The 19,924-nt window shown below is 73.2% G+C and carries 6 protein-coding genes; 5 read left to right on the forward strand and 1 reads right to left on the reverse strand.

Going from position 1 to position 19,924, the window contains the following annotated elements; all coding sequences use genetic code 11:
* Positions 1-170: 170 nt before the first annotated feature.
* From ACFXG1_RS18455 to ACFXG1_RS18475, 5 genes are all read left to right on the forward strand, one after another.
* Positions 171-689 carry a type VII secretion system-associated protein gene (locus ACFXG1_RS18455; RefSeq protein WP_384718558.1) on the forward strand — a complete coding sequence of 173 codons (519 nt, stop codon included), beginning with the start codon at positions 171-173 and terminating at the stop codon, positions 687-689.
* Between the two features lie 93 nt (positions 690-782).
* A complete protein-coding gene (locus ACFXG1_RS18460; protein WP_384743572.1) occupies positions 783-4,076 on the forward strand; it encodes an AAWKG family protein in 3,294 nt (1,097 codons plus the stop codon).
* Between the two features lie 63 nt (positions 4,077-4,139).
* Positions 4,140-4,640 (forward strand): YbaB/EbfC family nucleoid-associated protein, encoded by a 501-nt coding sequence (locus ACFXG1_RS18465; RefSeq protein ID WP_384713611.1) that lies wholly within the window; start codon positions 4,140-4,142, stop codon positions 4,638-4,640.
* A gap of 5 nt (positions 4,641-4,645) precedes the next feature.
* Entirely contained in the window at positions 4,646-5,026 is a 381-nt protein-coding gene (locus tag ACFXG1_RS18470; protein WP_384713608.1) for a hypothetical protein, read from the forward strand.
* A 3-nt stretch (positions 5,027-5,029) separates the two neighbouring features.
* A complete protein-coding gene (locus ACFXG1_RS18475; RefSeq protein ID WP_384743578.1) occupies positions 5,030-18,556 on the forward strand; it encodes a hypothetical protein in 13,527 nt (4,508 codons plus the stop codon).
* On the opposite strand, the gene ACFXG1_RS18480 is transcribed toward ACFXG1_RS18475, so the two are convergent.
* Entirely contained in the window at positions 18,543-19,883 is a 1,341-nt protein-coding gene (locus ACFXG1_RS18480; RefSeq protein ID WP_384743581.1) for a ricin-type beta-trefoil lectin domain protein, read from the reverse strand. The two genes, ACFXG1_RS18475 and ACFXG1_RS18480, sit on opposite strands and share 14 nt — an antisense overlap.
* Between the last annotated feature and the right edge of the window lie 41 nt (positions 19,884-19,924).

Genomic DNA, 19,924 nt, shown 5'->3' on the forward strand with positions numbered 1-19,924 from the left:
ACCTCCTCTTACAATCTTTTTTAAGTTTTGTTTGGGGGTTTTTTTTTTTTTTTAATCCCCCCGCCGCGTGGGTGGGGGGGTTTTTTTGTGGGGGGTTGGTGGGGGGGGGGGGCCGGGCCGCGGCCCCCCCGCGGCGCACCACCCCGACTCCCCGTCCCAGGAGACGTGCCATGGCGAAAGACCCCGATCCGGACACCGGCAAGCTGAGTATGGACAAGGCCGGTCTGCAGGCGTTTCTGCGCGACCGTGTCGAGCCGTTCCAGGAGGACCTGCGCAAGATCGCCCTGGACGATCCGACGTTCGGCCCCTCGATGGGCAAGCTGATCGGGGACACGGACTACTCCGGCAAACACGACTTCGCCACCTATGGCTCGTCGCGTCCCCTGATGATCGGGCTGATGCTCAAGGAGGAGCATCTGCACGGCAAGGGGCTCGCCCTCAATCAGGCGATCGGCAAGTCGGCCGACCGGCTCACCGAGATCTACGAGGAGCAGACCGGGCTCTTCAAGGACCTCGCCACCAATCTCGAATCCAGTATCGAGACGCTGTTCGGCACCCAGGCGAACAATCTGACCGGCATCGACGGCCAGGACTTCCTGGACGTCTTCGAGGACGTGGAGTCCCGGCTGAACGGTGACCAGAGCGGCGGGAGCGGAGGCGGGGGCAAAGGCGGCGACAAGGACGACTGACCGCCGCCGCACCGGGGCCCTCCCCCGTACATCCGTACATCCGTACGTCTGTAGGCCCGTACCGTCCCGACCCGATGCCCGGAGATCCCCCTCGTGGCCGAGAACGTCGTGTACCCCGCCAACTCCGTCGACGACTACTGGCACACCGCCGTCCAGGTGCTCACGGGCTATGTCATGCCCAAGCGCGAGACCCTGTTCGGCTCCCTGGTGGGCAATGACTCGATTCCCCTGATGCGGGTGGAGTTCTCCGACCACGACGGGGAGCCGTCCAACGCCATCGTCGACGCCGTGGACGACCTGGAGTGGCGGACGGAGAACTCCGGCTGGCGGGTGGAGAACACCGACTTCGTGATCCCGTTCTACTCGGGCAAGGGCGGGCCGATCGCCGAAGCCGCGGTGGACACCAAGGTGAAGATGAAGAAGGCCCGGATCACCCTGCTCGGCACCTCGGGCACCGATGACGCGCCCGCTGGCGGTGTCGTCCAGGGCGGGGAGTTCAAGAGCGGCCTCGGCAAGGACTTCCAGGGGCAGAGCAAGGACACGGTCTGGAGCAACAAGGCGCTCGCCCAGTACAGCTACGGCGGCGGAAAGGCGCTGGAGCAGTTGCTGCACCACAGCAGCACTCTGCACTTCAGCTGGAACGACCTTCCGGTGCACGACGCGGACGCGGTCGATCTGGAGTCCTTCACCCGCAACGCCCAGGCGTTCGACCGGGTGGCCCAGTTCTTCGCGGCCCGGCTGCGGGAGCTGAAGGACTGGGAGTACGACCTCGGGAAGCAGGAGGCGGCCTGGAAGGGCCAGGCCGCCGGGGTGTTCAAGGACCTCGTGCACGGTCTGGTACGCACCTACGAGTCGTACAGCAAGCAGTTCCCGGTCTCGGGGACCGTCAACTCCACATACGGGAACGATCTGCGGGGCTTCCGCGGCGATGTCCTGGCGGCCGCGACCAAGCTCCACGGCAAATGGGACACCTGGCAGCTGCTGACCGGCAATCCGCTGCGCTGGCTGCACGATGTCCTGCTGGACCTCACCGACCACATCTGGCGCCACAACATCACCAAGGTCCGATACAAGCCGACCTACAGCCCGCGCGGATACAGCCTCACCGGCTACCACTACGTCAAGTACGAGGGCTTCTCGGGCGCGGTCAGTCCCTACGGGATGCTGGAGCAGAAGGACACCTGGAAGAAGATCGGCGAGGAGGCCGTCCGGCGCTGGCAGCAGTCCGTTCAGGACGTCCTGTCCGCCGCGGGCAAACAGGCCCTCATCGATGTCGAGAACGCCTTCAACGGCCAGAAGTTCCCCGAGAAGGTGACCACCGTCTCGATCGATCTGGCCAATCAGCTCGCCAAGGACCAGGCCGCCCGGGACCGGGCCGAGGCGTTGAAGGCGAAGGCGGACGCGGAGGAGAAGCTCCGGCTGGCCAAGGAGGAGGCCGACCGCAAGGAGCACGCGGCCGAGGAGAAGGCACGCCTCGCCAAGGAGGAGGCCGACCGCAAGCAGCGGGAGGCCGAGGAGCGGGCCCGGCTCGCGCAGGAGGAAGCCGAGCGCAGGCAGCGCGAGGCGGAGCAGCGCGCGGAGCAGCGGCAGCTGGAGGCTGAGGAGCGGGCCCGCCGTGCGCAGGCGGAGGCCGAGGCGAGGCAGGCGGAGAAGGAAGCCGAGCAGGAGCGCAAGCAGGAGGAGAAGGAACGGGAGGCGGAGGCCGAACAGGCCGAAGCCGAACAGAAGCAGGAACAGAAGGAAGCCGAGCAGCGGCAGAAGCAGGCCGAGCAAGAGGCGAAGCAGGAGCAGAGGCAGGCCGAGCAGGAGGCCGAACAGGCCGAGGCCGAGCGGCGGGCCGAGGAGAAGCAGGCGGAACAGGAAGCCAAGCAGGAGCAGAAGGAGCGGGAGGCCCAGGACCGGCAACTGCTCCTGATGAACCAGTCCCGCGCCGATCAGCAGCGGCAGCGCGAGGAGCAGGAGCGCAAGCAGGCGGAAGCCGAGGCGAAACAGGCCGAGCAGGAAGCCGAACAAGAGGCGAAGCAGGCCGAGGCCGAGGCCAAGCAGGCGGAGAAGGAAGCCGAGCAGGAACGGAAACAGGAGGAGAAGGAACGGGAGGCGGAGGCCGAACAGGCCGAAGCCGAACAGAAGCAGGAACAGAAGGAAGCCGAGCAGGAGCGGAAGCAGACCGAGGCCGAGCAGCAGCGGATCCGTACCGAGTCCGAGTACAAGGCCGAGCAGGAGGAACAGCGGCAGGAGGCCGAAGAGCGGCGGGCCGAGGCCGAGGCGAAACAGGAGCGCAAGGAAGCCGAGCAGGAAGCCCGGCAGGAACAGCTCCGCGCCGAACAGGAACAGAAGCAGGCCGAGGCCGAGGCGAAACAGGAGCGCAAGGAAGCCGAGCAGCAGGCCCGGCAGGAACAGCTCCGCGCCGAACAGGAACAGAAGCAGACCGAGGCCGAGGAGCGTGCCGAGCGGCAGTTGCGGGACTTCGGCCGGGACGTCGATCCGGGTTCCGGCGCCCCGGGTCGGGGCGGGCCCGACGCCCCGGTACCCGACGGGCTGCGGCTGCCCGACGGCGCCGGTTCCGGCACCATCACGCTCAATCCCGACGGCTCGGTCACCACGGACTACCCCGACGGCTCGTCCCGCACCATCGATCTGCCGGGCGGCGAGGTGGTCACCACCCGGCCGGACGGCTCCACCGTCATCGACACCCTGCGGCCGGGCGACTCGATCACCAACCCCGACGGCGGCGTCACCCGGCTCGGTGAGGACGGCAGCCTCACCACCACCCTGCCCGACGGATCCCGCAGCGTCCTCGACCCCGACCGGGGGACGCTCACCAACGATCTGCCCGACGGCACCAGGGTGACCACCCCCATCGACCCGGGCGAGACGCTCCCCACCCAGTTGGGCGGCGGCTCGACCTCGTCGGGCGGCGGAGCCCTCTACTCGCCCGACTACTCCGGCGGCGGTTACGAGGAGGAGTTGTACGACCGCGTCCCCGAGTCCGGGGGCGGCACGGGCGGCGGGGGCGGCAACTACGGCATGGGCGGCGGCAGCGGCGCGGGGATGGGCATGCCGATGCTCCCCATGGGCACCCGGATCAACGGCGGGACCAGCGGCGGCGGCGCCGAGGGCGAACGCGTCCGCGGGGTGGTCGACGACGGCAGGCCGGTCACCACTCGGCACAGCCGGGGCGGACGGGGGCAGGACGAGGTCTCGGCCGCGGGCCGCGGCTCGCTGGCCACGGCCTCCGGTGGAATGCCGTTCATGCCGCCGGCGGGTGGCGGCGGTGCCGGTCAGCAGACCGAGAGCGGCGACCGCGAGCGGACCTCCTGGCTGGACGAGGACGAAGACGTCTGGGGTACGGACGAGGGCGGCGCCCCCGCCGTCATCGGGCGCTGAACCGGTGCGCGGGACTACCGGGATACGGGACCACCCCGGAATCGGGACTTCGGAGGACGAGAGATGAGTGAACCCATCCGGGAGCGGCTGGCCGAGGCGGTGGCCCGGCTGGAGCGGACCCAGCGGGCCGTGGCCGACGCCGAACGGCGGCTGCGCGGTGCCGCCGTGACCGTACGGTCCGGGGACCGCAGCGTCGAGGTCACCGTCAACGCCCAGGGCCAACTGGCCGATCTGCGGTTCCTCGACGGCAAGTACCGCACGATGGGCGCCGCCCAGCTCTCGGCGGCGGTGATCGAGGCGGCCCGGCAGGGGCAGGCGGAGATGGCCCGTACGGTGCTCGACACCTTCCAGCCGCTCTCCGAGACGGTCGGCGACCAGCCGCGGATCGAGGGCTCCGGGGTCGACTGGGGCGAGGTCTTCGGTCCGCTGCTGGACTCCGCCGAGCGGGGCCCGGCCGGCGCCGGGCGGGGCGGCGCGAGCGACCGGCTGCGCGACGAGATCACCGAGGACGGCGAGGAGGGGGCGCCCGTGCCCCGTCCCGGGGACCGGAAGAAGGGGCACTGACACTGATGAGTTACGGACACGGACCGTATTTCGAGGCGGACCCCGCCCGGCTGTCGGCGTTCATCTCCGAGGCCCGGACGCTGGCCAAGCGGCTCAAGGGGGTCGCGAACGACTTCCCGGCGGCGGTGGCGCCGACGTCGATGTGGTACGGCGTGAACGACGAGTACGCCCAGGAGGCGGGCCCGCAGGCGGACCGCGAGTACCAGTACGTCCTGGACGGGCTGAATCTGGTCGCCGAGGGCTTCGACGGCTCCGTCGAAGGCCACTTCGCGGCGCTGCGGAAGATCAACTCCACCCAGTCCGAGAATCTGGACGACATCGGCCGGCTGGGGAACGGGCCCGACCCGGTGGGCGGGGGCGGCGGCGCGGGTGGCGGAAAGCACTGACCGTTGATCCCCGACAGTATCGAGTTCCCCGAAGAGGCCCGCTACATCCTCTTCGTCCTGCTCGGCGAACTGCCGTTGCAGGCGTCGTCCGACATGGCGTTCTCCAGCTCCATTCCCTATGACGACAAGTCGGCGCAGGTCCTCGATCTGCGGAGTGAGATCACCGATCTGCTGAACAAGGTCGACGGGGCGCTGCCGCCGCAGGTCGCGGCCAGTTTCAAGGAGGCGCTGGCCCCGCTGACCGGTGCGGGCGGCCAGGATCTGCTCGGGGAGCTGGCGGAACAGATCAACCAGGTCTCGGGCAACCGGATCAAGCAGTCCCAGAAGATCATGGAGTCCAAGTACGAGATCATCGCCGAGGCCCTGATCCTGCTGGCCGAGCTGGCGGTCATCGCGGCGCTCTCGTTCTTCACCGGCGGTCTGTCGTTCAGCCAGGCCGCCACCGCCAAGGCGCGCACGACGGTGGCGGTGCTCACCATCATGCAGCGGCTGCTCAATCAGACCAATCTGCTGCCGGCGCTGAGCGAGGCGTTGCAGGAGGCGCTGACCACGCTCGCCGTACGGCTGGCGATGCTCACCCTCAACGACGGCCCGCGCCGCCCCGACGGGATCGACGGCCGGGACATCCTGAAGTCCCTGGCGGTGGGCGGTCTCGCCGGATTCTTCGGCTCCGGCATCTCCGATCTCATCGGCGACATCTTCAAGAGGCAGTTCCGGAACTTCGGCGACAACAAGTGGGGTGTCTTCGGCGGAGACGTCTTCCGCAACGCGGCGAGCGAGGGCCCGAGTGAGGCTTTCGCCGAGTTCCTGGTGAACGGACTCTTCGACAACCGCTGGAAGTTCGATCTCCTGTCGATGGCGGGCGGCAGTCTCAGCGCCGTCACCGAGATGATCCTCAGCGGTGCCCTGGACCAGATCGCCAAGAATCTCAACAGCAAGTTCTTCGACGGCCGGAACGTCTTCACCACCTACAACCCGCCGCCGGGCCCGAACACCGTTCTCGGCGGCGGGGGCGGCAACGCCGTCGTCCACACCCCGAAGACCACACCGGGCACCACCGTCACCACGACGTCGTCCGACGGTCCCCCGCCGCCACGCGATCACTCGTCGCCGCCGCCCGTACCGCCCGTGCCGCCCGTGCCGGTCCGCACCGCCGTACCGCCGGTGGTCGTCCCCCCGCCGGTCTCCGGCCCGCCGACGCCGGTCGACATCCCGTTTCCGGAGCCGCTGACCGGCGGGATCGACCCGTTCCGCACGGACGGCCCGCCGCCGGGCGGCATCTCGCCGTACGCCTCCGGGGGCGGGACCGGCAGCCGCGACACCCCACTCGTCACCCCGCCGCTGCTCGCCCCCGCCCCCGGCCCCGGCGCCACGACCTCGCCCGTCACGACCCCGGTATCCCCGTCCGGGGCCGATCGCGGCACCACCACGCCGTCGTCGGCCGCGCCCGCCACCGGGGGGCGCTCGGACGGGCCCGGCTCGCGCGGGCTGCGGCCGGACACCCTCGGCGAGCACACCCCGCCCGGCTCTTCGCGTACCGGACCCGACCGCCCGACCGGGGAGTCCACGGACAACGGACGCCGCGCCGAACCCGCCCAGCGGCAGCAGACGCCTGACGGCTCCCCGCGTGACGGCTCCCCGGAGGACAACCCCACCCCGGACGGCACCGGAACCGGCACCGGCACCGGCCCTTCCGTCACCGCACCGCCCGTCCCGCAGTCGCCGATCACCGATCCGGTCCGGCCCGAGCAGTGGCGGTCCCGCCAGGACGCGGCGCCCGCCGACGTCGTACGGACCGGGATACCGGCCGCCCCCGAGACCGACAGGGCCGACGCGTCGGTGGAGAACCGCGAGTCCACCACCGTCGACACCGAGGTGCGGCGAGTCCGGGCCGACGACGGCCGTTGGGTACGCGCCCTCTCGCTCGACGTCCCGATCCGCCCGGGCCCCGGCCTCACGGGTCCCACCGGGGTCGACCTCGACGATCTGCGGGAGCGGGTACGCGTCCTGCTGGACACGGAGGTCAATCACGGCCTGCCGCTGCCGCGCTCCGGCGACCAGCTCCATGTCGACCTCTCCGTACTGATCGCCCCGAACGCCGCCGACGCCGTCGAGATCTCCGCCACGGACCATCCCGCCCCCTCCTCCCAGCAGCACATCCGGCTGTACGGCGACGATCCCGGGCTCACCCCCGCCGAGCGCGAGCGGCGCCGCGCCGACAACGCGGTCACCGTCCTGAGCCAGTTGCTCCGCCGCGCGGGCCTCACCCCCACCGCCGACCCGGCCGGCGGCCCGCTGATCACCCCCGAGGCGCTGCGGACCGCCGAGTCCGTCACCGATGCCGTCACGGCGGCCGGGCCGGAGACCGTTCCTCCCGTCGTCCGCCCGTCCTTGGAGTCCGAAGGACCCGACCTCGGACCGAGCCGACCGCTCCCGACCTCGTCCGACGCCCCGGACCGGATCCGGACGGCCACCCGACCTGATGTCCCGCGTCCACTCGTCACGGCCCTGGCCCTGCCGTCCGAGCCGGACTCCGACAGCAACAGCGACAGCGACCCGGAGTCCGAGTCCGAACAGCCGCAGTCGCAGTCAACGGGGGTGATCGTCAAACCCCACCCCGACTACATGCTGGCCGTGGGATCCGGTGTCGGCCGGCTGCTCCACAGCATCGGCTATCCGGCGCTACTGGCCGGTGACGCGCGCGCCCGGGTCCAGTTCGGCAATCCCCGCCCGCTGCTGACCGTGGACTTCGAGCTGGTCGCGACCGGTCTGCCCGCCGTCGACGACCTCCGCCGGGAGCTGGAGCGGCTGCCGGGAGACCCGGTCGTCACCTTGCCCCGCCGGAACCGGGCCGGGGCCTTGCTCCTGACGGTGAACGGAGTCGATATCCGGATCACCGTCGGCACCCCGCCCACGGGCTTCGCCACGGCTCCCGGCTTCACCCTGCCCGCACCGGCCGATTCCCTCGCCCGCACCGCCCTCGCCCTGGCCACCGCGCCCGACCGGACATCCCGCGAAGAGACCCTCTTCGATCTGCTGTGGGCGCTCGGCGGCACCCCCGCCGAAGGGCCCCGGGCCGCCGGCCTCCTCCGGCTCGTCGAGGACGCCTACCGGACCGCCGCGCCTCCCGGGGCCGCCCCCACCGTCGCCGTACAGCTGAGTGAATTGCTCGACGCCGCCCTGGACCCCGACAACCTGCACCACCACGAGGTGCTCTGGGCCGACAACGAAGCCTCGGACGACGACGAAGAGCGGCTGGTGGACGCGTTGACCGCGCTCGCCGCCGAACTGCGTGTCCTGCCGCAGGTCGTGGCCGACCCGGTCCGGACCCTCACCACCCGGCTGCCCGGCATGTCCGAGGGCAAGCGCACCCACGCCATCGCCCAGCTCACCCCGGACCACCGCGAACGGCTGGCCAACAGCCCCGCACTCGTCGACGCGCTGCGCGACACCCTCACCCCGGCCGAGTTCGCCACCACCGCCGCCGACCTGATCATCCGGATCCCGGACGGGGTCCATCAGCCGGTCTCCGCCCGCGAGGCCGCCCGTGAGCAGGTCGCCCGGCTGCTGCGCGACCCGGATGTCACGGCCCGGCTGGTGAAGCTCGGCTCACGCGTCGTGGTGGTGCCCCGGGACCGGCCCGTGACATCCCTGGACGCCTTCAAGGAGTTGGAGCACCGGACCGGGTCCGACGGCCGGTGCTTCCACACCATGCGCGGCGTGGCCACGCTGCACGCCGCCGTGAGTGAGGAGAACCTGCTCGGCGAGCACACCACGATCGGCGGGGTGAAGCATCTCCCCGACGGCTATTCGGCCACGTTCCACGAGGTCTCCCATATCGTCCACCGGGTCGGTCTGGACTACGGCGACCTCGGACTGATCAACCACGCCTACCAAGCCACCTCCGCCCTGGGCGCGGCGGGCGCCTGGCCCGACGGCGCGCTGTACGCCCGCGACCCGAGGACCGGCCTGCGCAGGGGTCCCAACTACAGCAGCCTCAACCAGTACGAGTTCTTCGCCCAGCTCACCAATGTCTATCTGCGGGCCAACACGGGCAACGACCCCGTCACCGGGGCGCCGCGCGAGAACGGCGGCCCCGAGTGGGTGGAGGCGAAGCACCCCGCCCTGTACGCCCTGATGCGACGGCTGTACGGCCCCGGCCCCGCACGCCCCTTGAAGGTCAACCCGGTCGTGGCGACCCAGGGCATGAACGAGGGACTGGCCCACGCCCGCGCCCTGCTGAACGACGACGGCGACGGCATCGACAACGCCGCCACCGGTCCGGACAGTGACCTCGATACGGACTCCGACTCCGACTCGGACTCCGGTACGAACTCCGGCGGCCCGGGGCCTGTACCGGGTTCCGGCTCCCGTCGAGCCGGGATGTATCCCCCTCTCGCCGTGCCGACCCCGTCGGCGGGCCTGACCGTCCCGCCGCACCCCGACCCCGTACTGGAGGTCGGACAGTACGTCGCCCTCGCCCTGCACGGCCTCGGCCGTCCCGCGGTGCTGGCCGGTGCCGCGCGCGGTGTGGTGCAGTTCGACAACCCCCGCCCCCTGAACGCCGTGGACTTCCGGGTGTTCTCCGCCGGGCCGCCGTCGGCCGACGACCTCCGCGCGGCACTGGAGCGCGAGCTGCCCGACGCGCAAATCCATCCCCTGCCAGCCCCGGACGACGGCGGGACCGTCGTCGCCCTCTCGGTGGACGGTGTCACCGTCCGGATCGCCGTCGGCGACCCGCCCGCCGCCACCGTCACGGCCGATGGCTTCACCCTCCCCGCACCGGCGGATTCCGTCGCCGACGCCGCGCTCGCCCTGGCCACCGGAACCGACCGGGACCTGCGCGACCGGGACCTCCTCGATCTGCTGTGGGCGCTCGGCCGCACCCCCGCCGAAGGCCCCCGGGCCGCCGCGCTCCTGCGGTCCGCCGGGGACGCCTACCGGACCGCCGCGCCTCCCGGGGCCGCCCCCGCCCTCTCCGTACGGCTGAGTGAGCTGCTCGACGCCGCCCTGGATCCCGGCGCCCTGACCGGGCACGAGGAGATCTGGACGGCGCTCGGGGTCGACGAGTCCGACCTGCCGGGGTTGCGGACCGAGTTGGCCGCGCTCGCCGCCGAACTGCGTGTCCTGCCCGAAGTCGTCGCCGATCCGGTCCGGACCCTCGCCACCCGGCTGCCCGGCATGTCCAAGACGGAGCGCACCCACGCCATCGCCCGGCTCACCCCGGACCACCGCGAACGGCTGGCCAACAGCCCCGCACTCGTCGACACGCTGCGCGACACCCTCACCCCGGACGAGTTCGCCACCACCGCGGCCGACCTGATCATCCAGATTCCGGACGGGGTCCACCAGCCGGTCTCCGCCCGCGAGACGGCGCGGACCGAGATCGCCCGGCTGCTGCGCGACCCGGATGTCACGGCCCGGCTGGTCAAGGGCGGCTCACGGGTCGTGGTGGTGCCCCGGGACCGGCCCATGACGTCCCTGGACGCCTTCAAGGACCTGAAGGGCCGGACGACCGAGGACGGCAGGTCCTGGGACGACGTCCGCGGCATGGGCCGGCACACCGCCGCCGTCACCGAGGAGAACCTGCTCGGCGAGCAGCCCGAGACCGGCGACGAGGAACCCTACGAAGACGGCTACTCGACAACGCTCCACGAGGTCGCCCACACCCTCCATCTGCACGTCCTGGACTCCGCCGACCGCCGGTCGATAACCGACGCCTTCGAGGCGACCGACGCGCTGGGCGAGGCGGGTGCCTGGCCCGACGGCGCCCTTTACGGGTACGACGAGGACGGCGAGCGCAGCCTGCCCAACTACAGCAGCCTCAACGAGAACGAGTTCTTCGCCCAGCTCACCAATGTCTATCTGCGGGCCAACAAGGGCACCGACCAGTTCACCGGACTGCCCCGCAACAACGGCGGCCCGGAGTGGGTGGAGGAGCACCAGCCCGGGCTCTACCCCCTGCTGCGGCGGCTGTACGGCCCCGGCCCCCGGCGGCCCTCGCCGGTCAACCCGGTCCACGCCACCGGGGCCCACAACGAGGCGCTGGCCCGCGCCCGCGCCCTGTGGGACGTAGCCGAAGGCGAGCCGGGCGACGGGAGCGACGCTTACGAGGACATGCGTGAGCTGTGGGAGGGACCCACCGGCGGTAACGCGGTGCCGCAGCACCCGGACGCTCCGCCAACCGCCCCGGGCGGCGGACGGAGGAAGTACACGGCGGTACGCGCCCTGTGGCACGCCGCCACGGGCAGCCATCAGCCGCAGCCCCATCCGGAGATCCCGGCCCCCGCGGCGGGCGGTCGGCGGAAGAAGTACGGGGCGCGCGCCCTGTGGCACGCCGCCACCGGCGGCCCCCGGCCGCAGGGCCCCGCGGCGGCCCCGCCGTCCCCCGCTCGGCAGACCGCTCGACCGACCGCGCCCGAACCCCCCGCGCTGCCCGTGCTGCCCGAGCTGTCCCCCTACGCCCGTTCGTACGGCGAGCGTCACGACGGCCGGATCGGGCTCGTCCTCTTCGAACGCACCCCGCGAGCCGTACTCGACGGTCTGTACCGGCAGATCACCGACGCCCTCGGCATCCCCGACGGCACCCCGGACGCCGACGCCGTACGGTCCCGGCTCGCCGGACTGCTGACGGCCGAGGACATCGAGGAGCACCGGCCGCGGCTGCGCGACAGCCGGGGCCACCGGATCACCGTGCGCCACGAGGGCCGGGACCGTACCGTCGACATCCGGCTGGCGCACCGTAACGCCCGGCACTCTCCTCGATACCACGGCGCCGGAAACCTCACCCCGCCCGACGCCCAGGTGGAGCGCCGGGCCGAGGGCAGCCAGGGGCATACCGCCGCCGAGAGCTGGGGCACGTACCGCACCGTCACACTGCCGTGGTCGCTGAACCACCAGGTCGCGTCCGGACCCCTCCGCCTGGGCGATATCAGCGTCACCACCAGCCTCACCCACAACCAGCTGACCCAGACCCTCACCGTCGGCGAGACCTTCCAGATCAACAGCAAGCACTTCGCGAAGGAACCGGCCCGTCCGCTCGATCTCGACGGGCTGTGGCAGATCCGGGTGGACGCCCCGGGCGAAACCCACGGCCAGTGGTCGCCCGAACGCTCCCACGGGCCGCTCACCGGCTGGTTCCCCGAGCACCGTGCCGTCGGCGACGGCACGGGACCGGCCGGGCTGCCCGAACCCGGGCCGCTGGACGATCTGCCGCTGTGGGGTGTGGAGTCGCTGGCCCATCCGGGCCGGCTGCGCTCCGAAGTGCTCGCCGAACCGGACTTCGCCGAGCTGCGGAACCTCGGCCCCGGCTCCGCCCGCGCCCTGGACGACTTCTTCGCGGAACTCTTCGGGCGCGGCACCGCGTTGCCGCAGACGGACGGCGGGGTCTTCTCGCCGGTACTCGCCGACTCCGACGACAACGCCGTCGGTGTGCTCCAGCTCATCGCCCGGTTCACCCCGGGCCGTCCACTGCTGCGCGCCCCCGACGACAAACTCTCCCTGGAGGTCTTCCTCGGGCGTGGTACGTCCCTGGAGCAGTCCGCGCAGCTCAGCAGCGGTATCGGGGTGGATGTCGCGGGAGGCCCCACCTTCACCCCGGGCCGCGGACCCGGCGAGACCGGCACCGAACCCCGGTTCTCGATCGGACTGCTGGGCCGCTTCGGCGGCGCCTGGAAGGTCGACGAGAACCTGATCGGGACGGCCAATGTGACGCTGTCGCACGGCGGCTTCACCACCGGCGGCCAGCTGCTGACCCCCGCCGGGGTCGTCTACGAGGTCGTTCTGCACCGGGCGGGCGGCGGCCGGACCGACGCCGCCTTCGGCCCCTGGCAGGACGGGGTGGAGCTGCTGATGCCGTCCCGCGCCACCATGACGGGGCACCGGCCGGTGGGCGACGAGATAAGGGCGCTGTCCGCACGGCTGGAGCGGCTCGACAGCATCGGGCCCGGCGAGCTGCCGTTCCGGGTCGAAAGCCCCGGTCTGACGGCCGCGCTGGACCGGGCCGACACCTGGCTGCGCGCCCAGGGCTTTCTGCCGCCCGACACGGCACCCGCCCCCGGCCTCACGCCGGTACTGCCGGTACTGGACGAACCGCTGCGCCGGGCCCGGCTGGCCGGGCTGCGGCGGTGGAGCCGGTTCCGTACCCGGCTGGGTCTCGCCCTGGCGATGCCGGAGGCGGTCGACGGCGGGCACCATCTCTTCTTCGAGCGGCCCGCCACGGCCGGTACGACCCGCCGGGTACGGCTGCGGCTGTCCGCCCGGCGCGACCCGGGCCGCCGCGCCGAACACCTCCGGCGGCTGCCGGGGGTCCATCCGCTGGGCTCCGCCAACTACGAGGCGGGCGGCGCCCGGCAGCGGGCCACCGCCCTCAGCGGCTCCGGCGGCGGCGGCTTCGCCTTCGGCTTCCCCGTCGCCGACGGCGGGGGCACGGTGACGGGCGGGCCCGAGTACACGGCGACGGGCCAGAGCACGGACCTGGTCTCCGTCGGGGACACCACGGGCGTCGAACAGCTGTTGCTGGCGACGGGGGACGACGGTGACGGCGGCGACGTGTTCGATCTGCCCCTCGTCGTCGAACTCGACCTGTACGAGGGCGATGACGCCACGCCCCTGATCCGATTCGCCGACGAGCCCGCCGGCGACGACCCCGCCGGCGACGGGACCGAGGAGGGCGGGACCGGGGACGACGGGACGGGCGGCGGCGCCGTCGCCCTCGTACCGCTCGGGCCCGGCGCCCCGCCGCCGGGTGGTGTCCCCGGCACGCTCTCCCTCCTCGTCCGGCACCATGTCACCCACCCCGCAGCCGGGGCACCGGCGCCCGGCGCCCGACCCGCCCATGTGGTGCGGGAACCGGTCGCCGACGGCTCGGACCGCGACGATCTGCGGCGGCTCGGCCTCACCGACACCGAGGGGCGCCCGGTCCCCGGGACCGTCCCGCTCCCCGCCGGATCCTTCGTCGACGGCTTCCGGGTCACCGCCGCGGTGATGGACGCGCTGTCGCAGATCATCGCGGGTACCCAGCCCGGCCACCCCGGTCCCGGGCCCCTCACCCGGGCCGCCAGGTCCACCGGCACCGCGCTCTCCGACACGGCCGGACGGGTCGGCGACGGAACGCGCCGCACCCTCGAACTCGCCCGCCAGAGCCTGCCCGCCGACTGGCGGGGGCCCGTCAACGAGGTCGGCGCGCTGCTGGGCTCCCCCCTGTCCCGGGCCGCCCGGATGTCTCGCCTCGGGGGCGCCGCGACCTACAAGCGGCTGTCGGCCGGGGCGCTCGGCGCGGCCCGCAACGACCCCGGCACCCTCGCCGCCGAGGCCCGGCAGGCCGCCGTCCGGCCCGCCCAGATGATCGCGCGGACCTCGCAGATCCTCGGCGGACGGTACGTCCTGGACGCGGTCACCCTGCCAGGAATGGCCGCCGACGAGGTACTCCAGGTGACGATCCAGGGCTATCTGCACCAGCCCCGCCATCTGGGCGCCACCCGTCTCTACACCGAGCGGTCGGCACTGTCCGGGGGATCCGCCGGGCAGCTGCACGGCATCGGCCGGGCCCACCAGTTCACGGGCGCCCTCACCGGCTTGCAGACTGCGCCCGCCGATCCGGCCGCCCTGGTCCACCAGTTCAATCCGAGCCTGCGGCACTCCTACATCCGCCGTACGGACAGGGCGCGATCGGGGACCGCGATCACCAAGGTCACCCGGGTCCACTCCCATACCGGTACGCACCATCTGATCGGCGCCCATGCCACCCTGCTGATCACGGTCCGCCGCGGGGTGCGGAACGCCCTCGGCAACACCTTCGGCCTGGGCGAACCGGCCCCGGTGACGGTCGCCGTCGATCTGCCCGAGGCGATCACCTTCCTCACCCCCGAGGCGATGCTGGCCCGTTACGCCCACTGGTACCGCTTCCCCGGGGTGACGCTCGCGGTGCCGGCCGCGCCGACCCTCCCGCCGCCGGACGCCTTCGCCCGTACCCGCGCGCTCGGCCTCGGCACCGTACTGTCGCTGACCCAGCTCGACGACGTACGGCGGCGCGCGGAGCGGCGCGACCGGCTGGGCACCGAGCTGTCCCTGCTGGTGGAGCGGGAGGCACCCGGCGCCACCCGCCCCGGGCACTCCTCCCATCTGCCCGGTGTCGCCACCGAGATCGCCCGCCGTACCGAACCCGCCGCATTGCAGTCGCTGCCGGGCCGGGGTCCCGGCGGCTCCTCGTTCCAGTTCGTCCACGCCGCGTACGGCGGCGCCCGGCTGGTCGAGGTGGTGCTGGCCGCCGAGCCCCTGCTGGGTACGGTCGCCCTGCGCGAGCTGCGCGGCCGTCCGGTGGCCGCCGCCGGCCTCGAACAGACCCAGTCGCACGCGCCGAACGACCGGGCCGACATCCGGACCGTCACCCGGGCCCATCAGACGACGGCGGCCCCCGTCTCCCGCTTCCCGCGCCCCGGGGTCGCCGGCCGGGCCGACCGCGAGGGCCCCGCCATCGCCCTGACACATCAGCGGGTCCGTACCGCGCGCAACGACCGCACCGGTGAGGACCGGCTGTGGACCCGTACCGACACCGTCGGCGACTTCGAGGACGTGGACTATGTCCTGACCGCGACGGTACGGTCCCGGCTGATCACCGAATGGCCCGCCCAACTGCCCGGCGGAATGCTCCAGGCCGGACTGCTGACCTTCGCCGGTCTCGACGGCCCGGCTGCCGCCCGCCTCGCCGGCTGGGTACGGCGGCTGCTGACCGGACTCCCGGAGAGCCGGATCACCGTCCCGGCCTCCGCCGTCCTGCGGTTCGCCGGAGCGGAGTCCGCGCCGCCGCCCGAGGTCCGTGGCCCGCTGCCACCGGGACTGCACACCCACGACCCCGTCCGCACCGGCCCGGACAGCGCACAGGACACCGGCCGGGACGCCGCCCGGGGGCCGGTCTCCGGGGCGGCCCGGCTGGTGCCCACGGGACCCACCCCCGCCTTCCACTTCAACGGTGTCCCGGAGCTGGTCCGGGCGCTGCGCGAGGTCGCCCCCGGGACCGCAGCCGACTGGGGTCTGCCCGCCGACGTCTCCGCCGAGGCCGCCGCCGCCCGGCTCGGCGAACTCGTCCAGACCGGACGGCTCGGCGTCGACCCGCCCCGTACGGGCGCCGGACTCACCCCGCGGATGCCGGGCAGCTGGCCCCTGACAGGGCCCGGGGAACCCCCCGTACTCTCCATCGCCCTGTACGACCCCCGGTCCGTCACCGACAGCGCCGACGTCGCCGTCGACCGGGTCCGCCGCCAGGGCCGGAGCTCCAACGCCACCGGTTCCTCGGGCGGTTCCTTCGCCCTGACCAACCAGAGCACCTTCGCCCTGAACAGTGGCGGCCGGCAGCTGTTCGCGCTCACACTGCCGCTCGCGGCCCAGCAGCCGCACACCTCCGGCTACGGCGGCACCGCCACCGGTGCCCGGCTCAACCGGCTGCGCACCGGCCGCGCCACCGCCCCCGCCGACCGGCCCGGCACCCGGAGCCACGAGACGCTCGTCGACGTCGTCGTCACCGTCGAGGGCCCGGAGGGGATCCGCTGGGTCAGCGGCGGCGCCGTCGTACGGCTCGGGGAGCACGACGTGCTCGGCCACGGGGTGACCGCCGCCCGCCCGCACGCCGGGGAGTACGACGTACCCGCGTCGCTCGCCGGGCGGTCCGCGGCCGATCTGCGCGACTGGACCCGGCATCCGCTGACCGAACTGCCGGACGCGCTGGCCGCCGGGATCGACCCCCGGGACCCGGCCGCCCGGTTCTGGCTCGTCCTCGGTACGGACCCCGGAGGCGACGGGCTCGCCCGCGCCGTCTACGCCGCATCCCGTACCGCCGTACGGTCGGGACGGCCGGTGGAGATGGTAGTCAGGACCGACGACGGCCCCCGGCACTGGCCGTTCGGCGCGGACGGCACCCTCGTCGACGCCACCCCCGCGACCCGGGCCGGATGGCGCGCCTGGCAGGAGTCCGCCGACCTTCACGACGGCGCCGTCACCGCCCAGGAGCGGACCGCCGCCGAACTCCGCGACCGGATCGCGGAGTCGGCGGCCGCCACCGGGGAGCTACGGACCGCGGAGGCCGCGCTCGCCGCCGCCCGTACCGCGCACGACGAGGCCGGGACCACGCATCGCGCCGCCGTATCGGCCGCCGACACCGTACGCCGGGACACCGCCCGGGCCGTACGCGCGGCGGAAGAGGCGCACGCCCGTACCGAATCGGCGGTACGCGACGCCGAGGCACTGCCCACACGCCCCCAGGTCGACCGTGCCGAGGCCGACTGGCGGCGGGCCGACGCCGAGGCGCGCGATGCCGAGGCGGATAATGCCGAACGCGACGCCCCGTCGGCCGACACCATCGCCGCGCTCCGCCGACGTGCCGCCGCCGCCCACGACACCTGGCGGGCCCTGGCCGAGCGGCACCGGGGCCGGGCCACCGCCGAGGCCGCCGCGCACACCGCCCGTACCGAGGCCGCCCACGCCCTCGACCTGGCCCGTGCCGAGCGGGACCGCCGCCGGCGGGAGGCCGAAGCCTCGGTCGCGGAGACAACTCGTGTACGGGACACCGCCGAACGCACCGTCGCCCGGCGGGCCCGGCTCCGGGACACCCACCGGGACCAACTGCACACCGTCGAGAGGGCCGTGCGCGAACTGCGGGACGAACTGGCGGAGCAGACCGCCCGGCAGAGCACCACCCTGCGCGAACTGGCGCTCGGCACCGCCGCGCTGGACGAGGCGCGCCGCGCGGAGGGCGTCGGCGCGGCCGGCTCGCTGCTCGGTTCGTTGTCCGCCGCGCCGCCGGCCCCGCCCGGGGTCGTACCGCCGCGCAACGTCCCGTCCGGAACGACATCCGGAACGACGTCCGCAACGACTCTCGGAACGACGGAGGCGGCCGCGCTACGGCGCACCGACGACGGTGGTGCCGTCCTCGGCGGTGTCCGGTACGCCCCGCTTCCGGTGCCCGCCGGGGCGGGATCCGGCCCTGAACCCGGCCCCGGACGCGCGGCGGAGGCCGCCGTACTGGCGGCGCTCGGCGACCGGCCGCCGCTGGCCGCGCTCCTCCCGGCGGCGGAGCCCGACCGGAGCGCGGCCTTCCGCGACTGGCTGGCGGGTGTCGTCGACGACGACGCGCTCACCGACGACGCCGTCCCGCCGCTGGACCGGTCGGCCGTGGTCCCGTTGCCCCTGCTGGAGCGCGCGGGCCAGGTCCTGACCGGCGCACAGCGCGCCCAGGGCACCCTGCTCGGCGATCTGCTCCCGGCCGCCGAGATCGCCGCGGGTGCGGCCGTACGACTCCGGCTGCTGCTGGCCGACCCGGCTCTCGGGGGTCCCGGCGCCGAGTTGCCGCTGCTTCCGCTGCTGGCCGCCGCCGTGAGCGCGCTCGGGGTGACGGCGGCGACGGCGGCTGCGGACGGCACGGTCGTCCCGCTGCCCGGCGGCGGAACGGGCGCGGTCGCCGTACCGCCGCCGTACCTTCTCCTGCTCCGCGACGGTGACCGGTGGATCGTGCTGCGCCGCGCGCTCAGGAACGGGTGAAGATCCACTCGTGGTTGTTCTGCCCCTCGGGCGCGCACGGCCAGATGATCAGCTGGCGCTCCTTCTCGTCGCGGCCGTAGGAGTCCAGGCACTGGTTGTTGCTGGCATAGTTGCGGATCCAGTACTTGCCGTCCGCCCGTTTGTCGAGCCACCAGAGCTGGTTGTCCTTGGTGGTCCCGTCGCAGGGGTACTCGGTGACTCCTGTCGCCCCGCCGACGCCATGGTTGCCGGGCAGATCCAGGCACATGCTGTCCATGACGTTGCGGATCTGGAAGAGCGGCACCCCGCCGGGTCCGGCCGTGGCGTAGCGCTGCTCGACACTCCACAACTGGTTGTCGCCGCTGGTGTTGTTGCAGGTGAAGTGGTGGACCTCGGTGTCCGGCCGACCACTGCTGTAGCCGGGGATATCCACACAGGTGCCGTTGGTGTTGTTCTTGATCAGTACCCGGGTCAGTACGGACGGCAGATCGCCCGTCGCGCCCGTCCCCGCGTTCGCCCTCGCCTTCGGCTTCGGCTGCGTCTTCGCCTTCGGCCGGTCCGTCTTCCCGGCGGTCGCCCCGGACCCGGAGCCCGCCGGCGGGACGGCGGCCTGCCCGCCGGTCCCGGACCCGGCCTTCGGGTCGCCCTTCACCCCGTCCGCCGGGCCCTTCCCCGGCTCCGGCTTCTTCGCCTTCGACGGGGAGGGGGAGGGGGACGGCGATTCGGCGACGAACGCGCCCGCGGGGTCGTCCTCGTCGTTCAGGATGTGCTCGGCCGCACTCGTGTTGACGGCCTTCTTCTCCTCGTCCTTGTCGGTCGCCATGATCAGCAGCGGGACGGCGACCAGCAGGACGCCCACCATGGCGGCACCGGCCAGTACCGGCTTGCTGATCCGGCCGGGTTCGCGGGCGTCGGGTCCTGTGGTCCCGGCGGCGGAAGCGGCGGCCGCCGTGGCACCCCGGCGGGTGCCCGCCGCCCGCGCGGCGGCCGTCGCCCCGGCGGCGGTCGCGGTCGCGGTGGTCCCGGAGGTGGACGCGGTGGTCGTCGCGGCCTTGGGCTCCTCAGCCTCGGGGTCCTGAGCCTTGGGCTCCTCGGCCTTGGGTTCCTCGGCGGCACCGGACGTACCGGACGTACCGGACTCCGTACTCCGCGTCCCCCCGGCGGACCGCCCCTCTTCGCCGGACCCGGCCTCCGGAGGGTCCCCGGCCTCTTCCGCCGGGGCTCCGGAGCCGTTGCGGGGCTTCCCCCCGCCCAAGAGGTCGGCGGCGACGGCCTCGGCGTCGGGTTCGGCGGCGGATCCCGCCGGTCGGCCGGAGGGCTCTCCCGATGCCTTGTGCTGGTCGGACATCTGCTTCTCCTCTGGTCCCGGCGGCGTTGCCCCGGGGCGGT

The organism is Streptomyces sp. NPDC059248, assembly GCF_042753905.1.
Classification (GTDB): domain Bacteria; phylum Actinomycetota; class Actinomycetes; order Streptomycetales; family Streptomycetaceae; genus Streptomyces.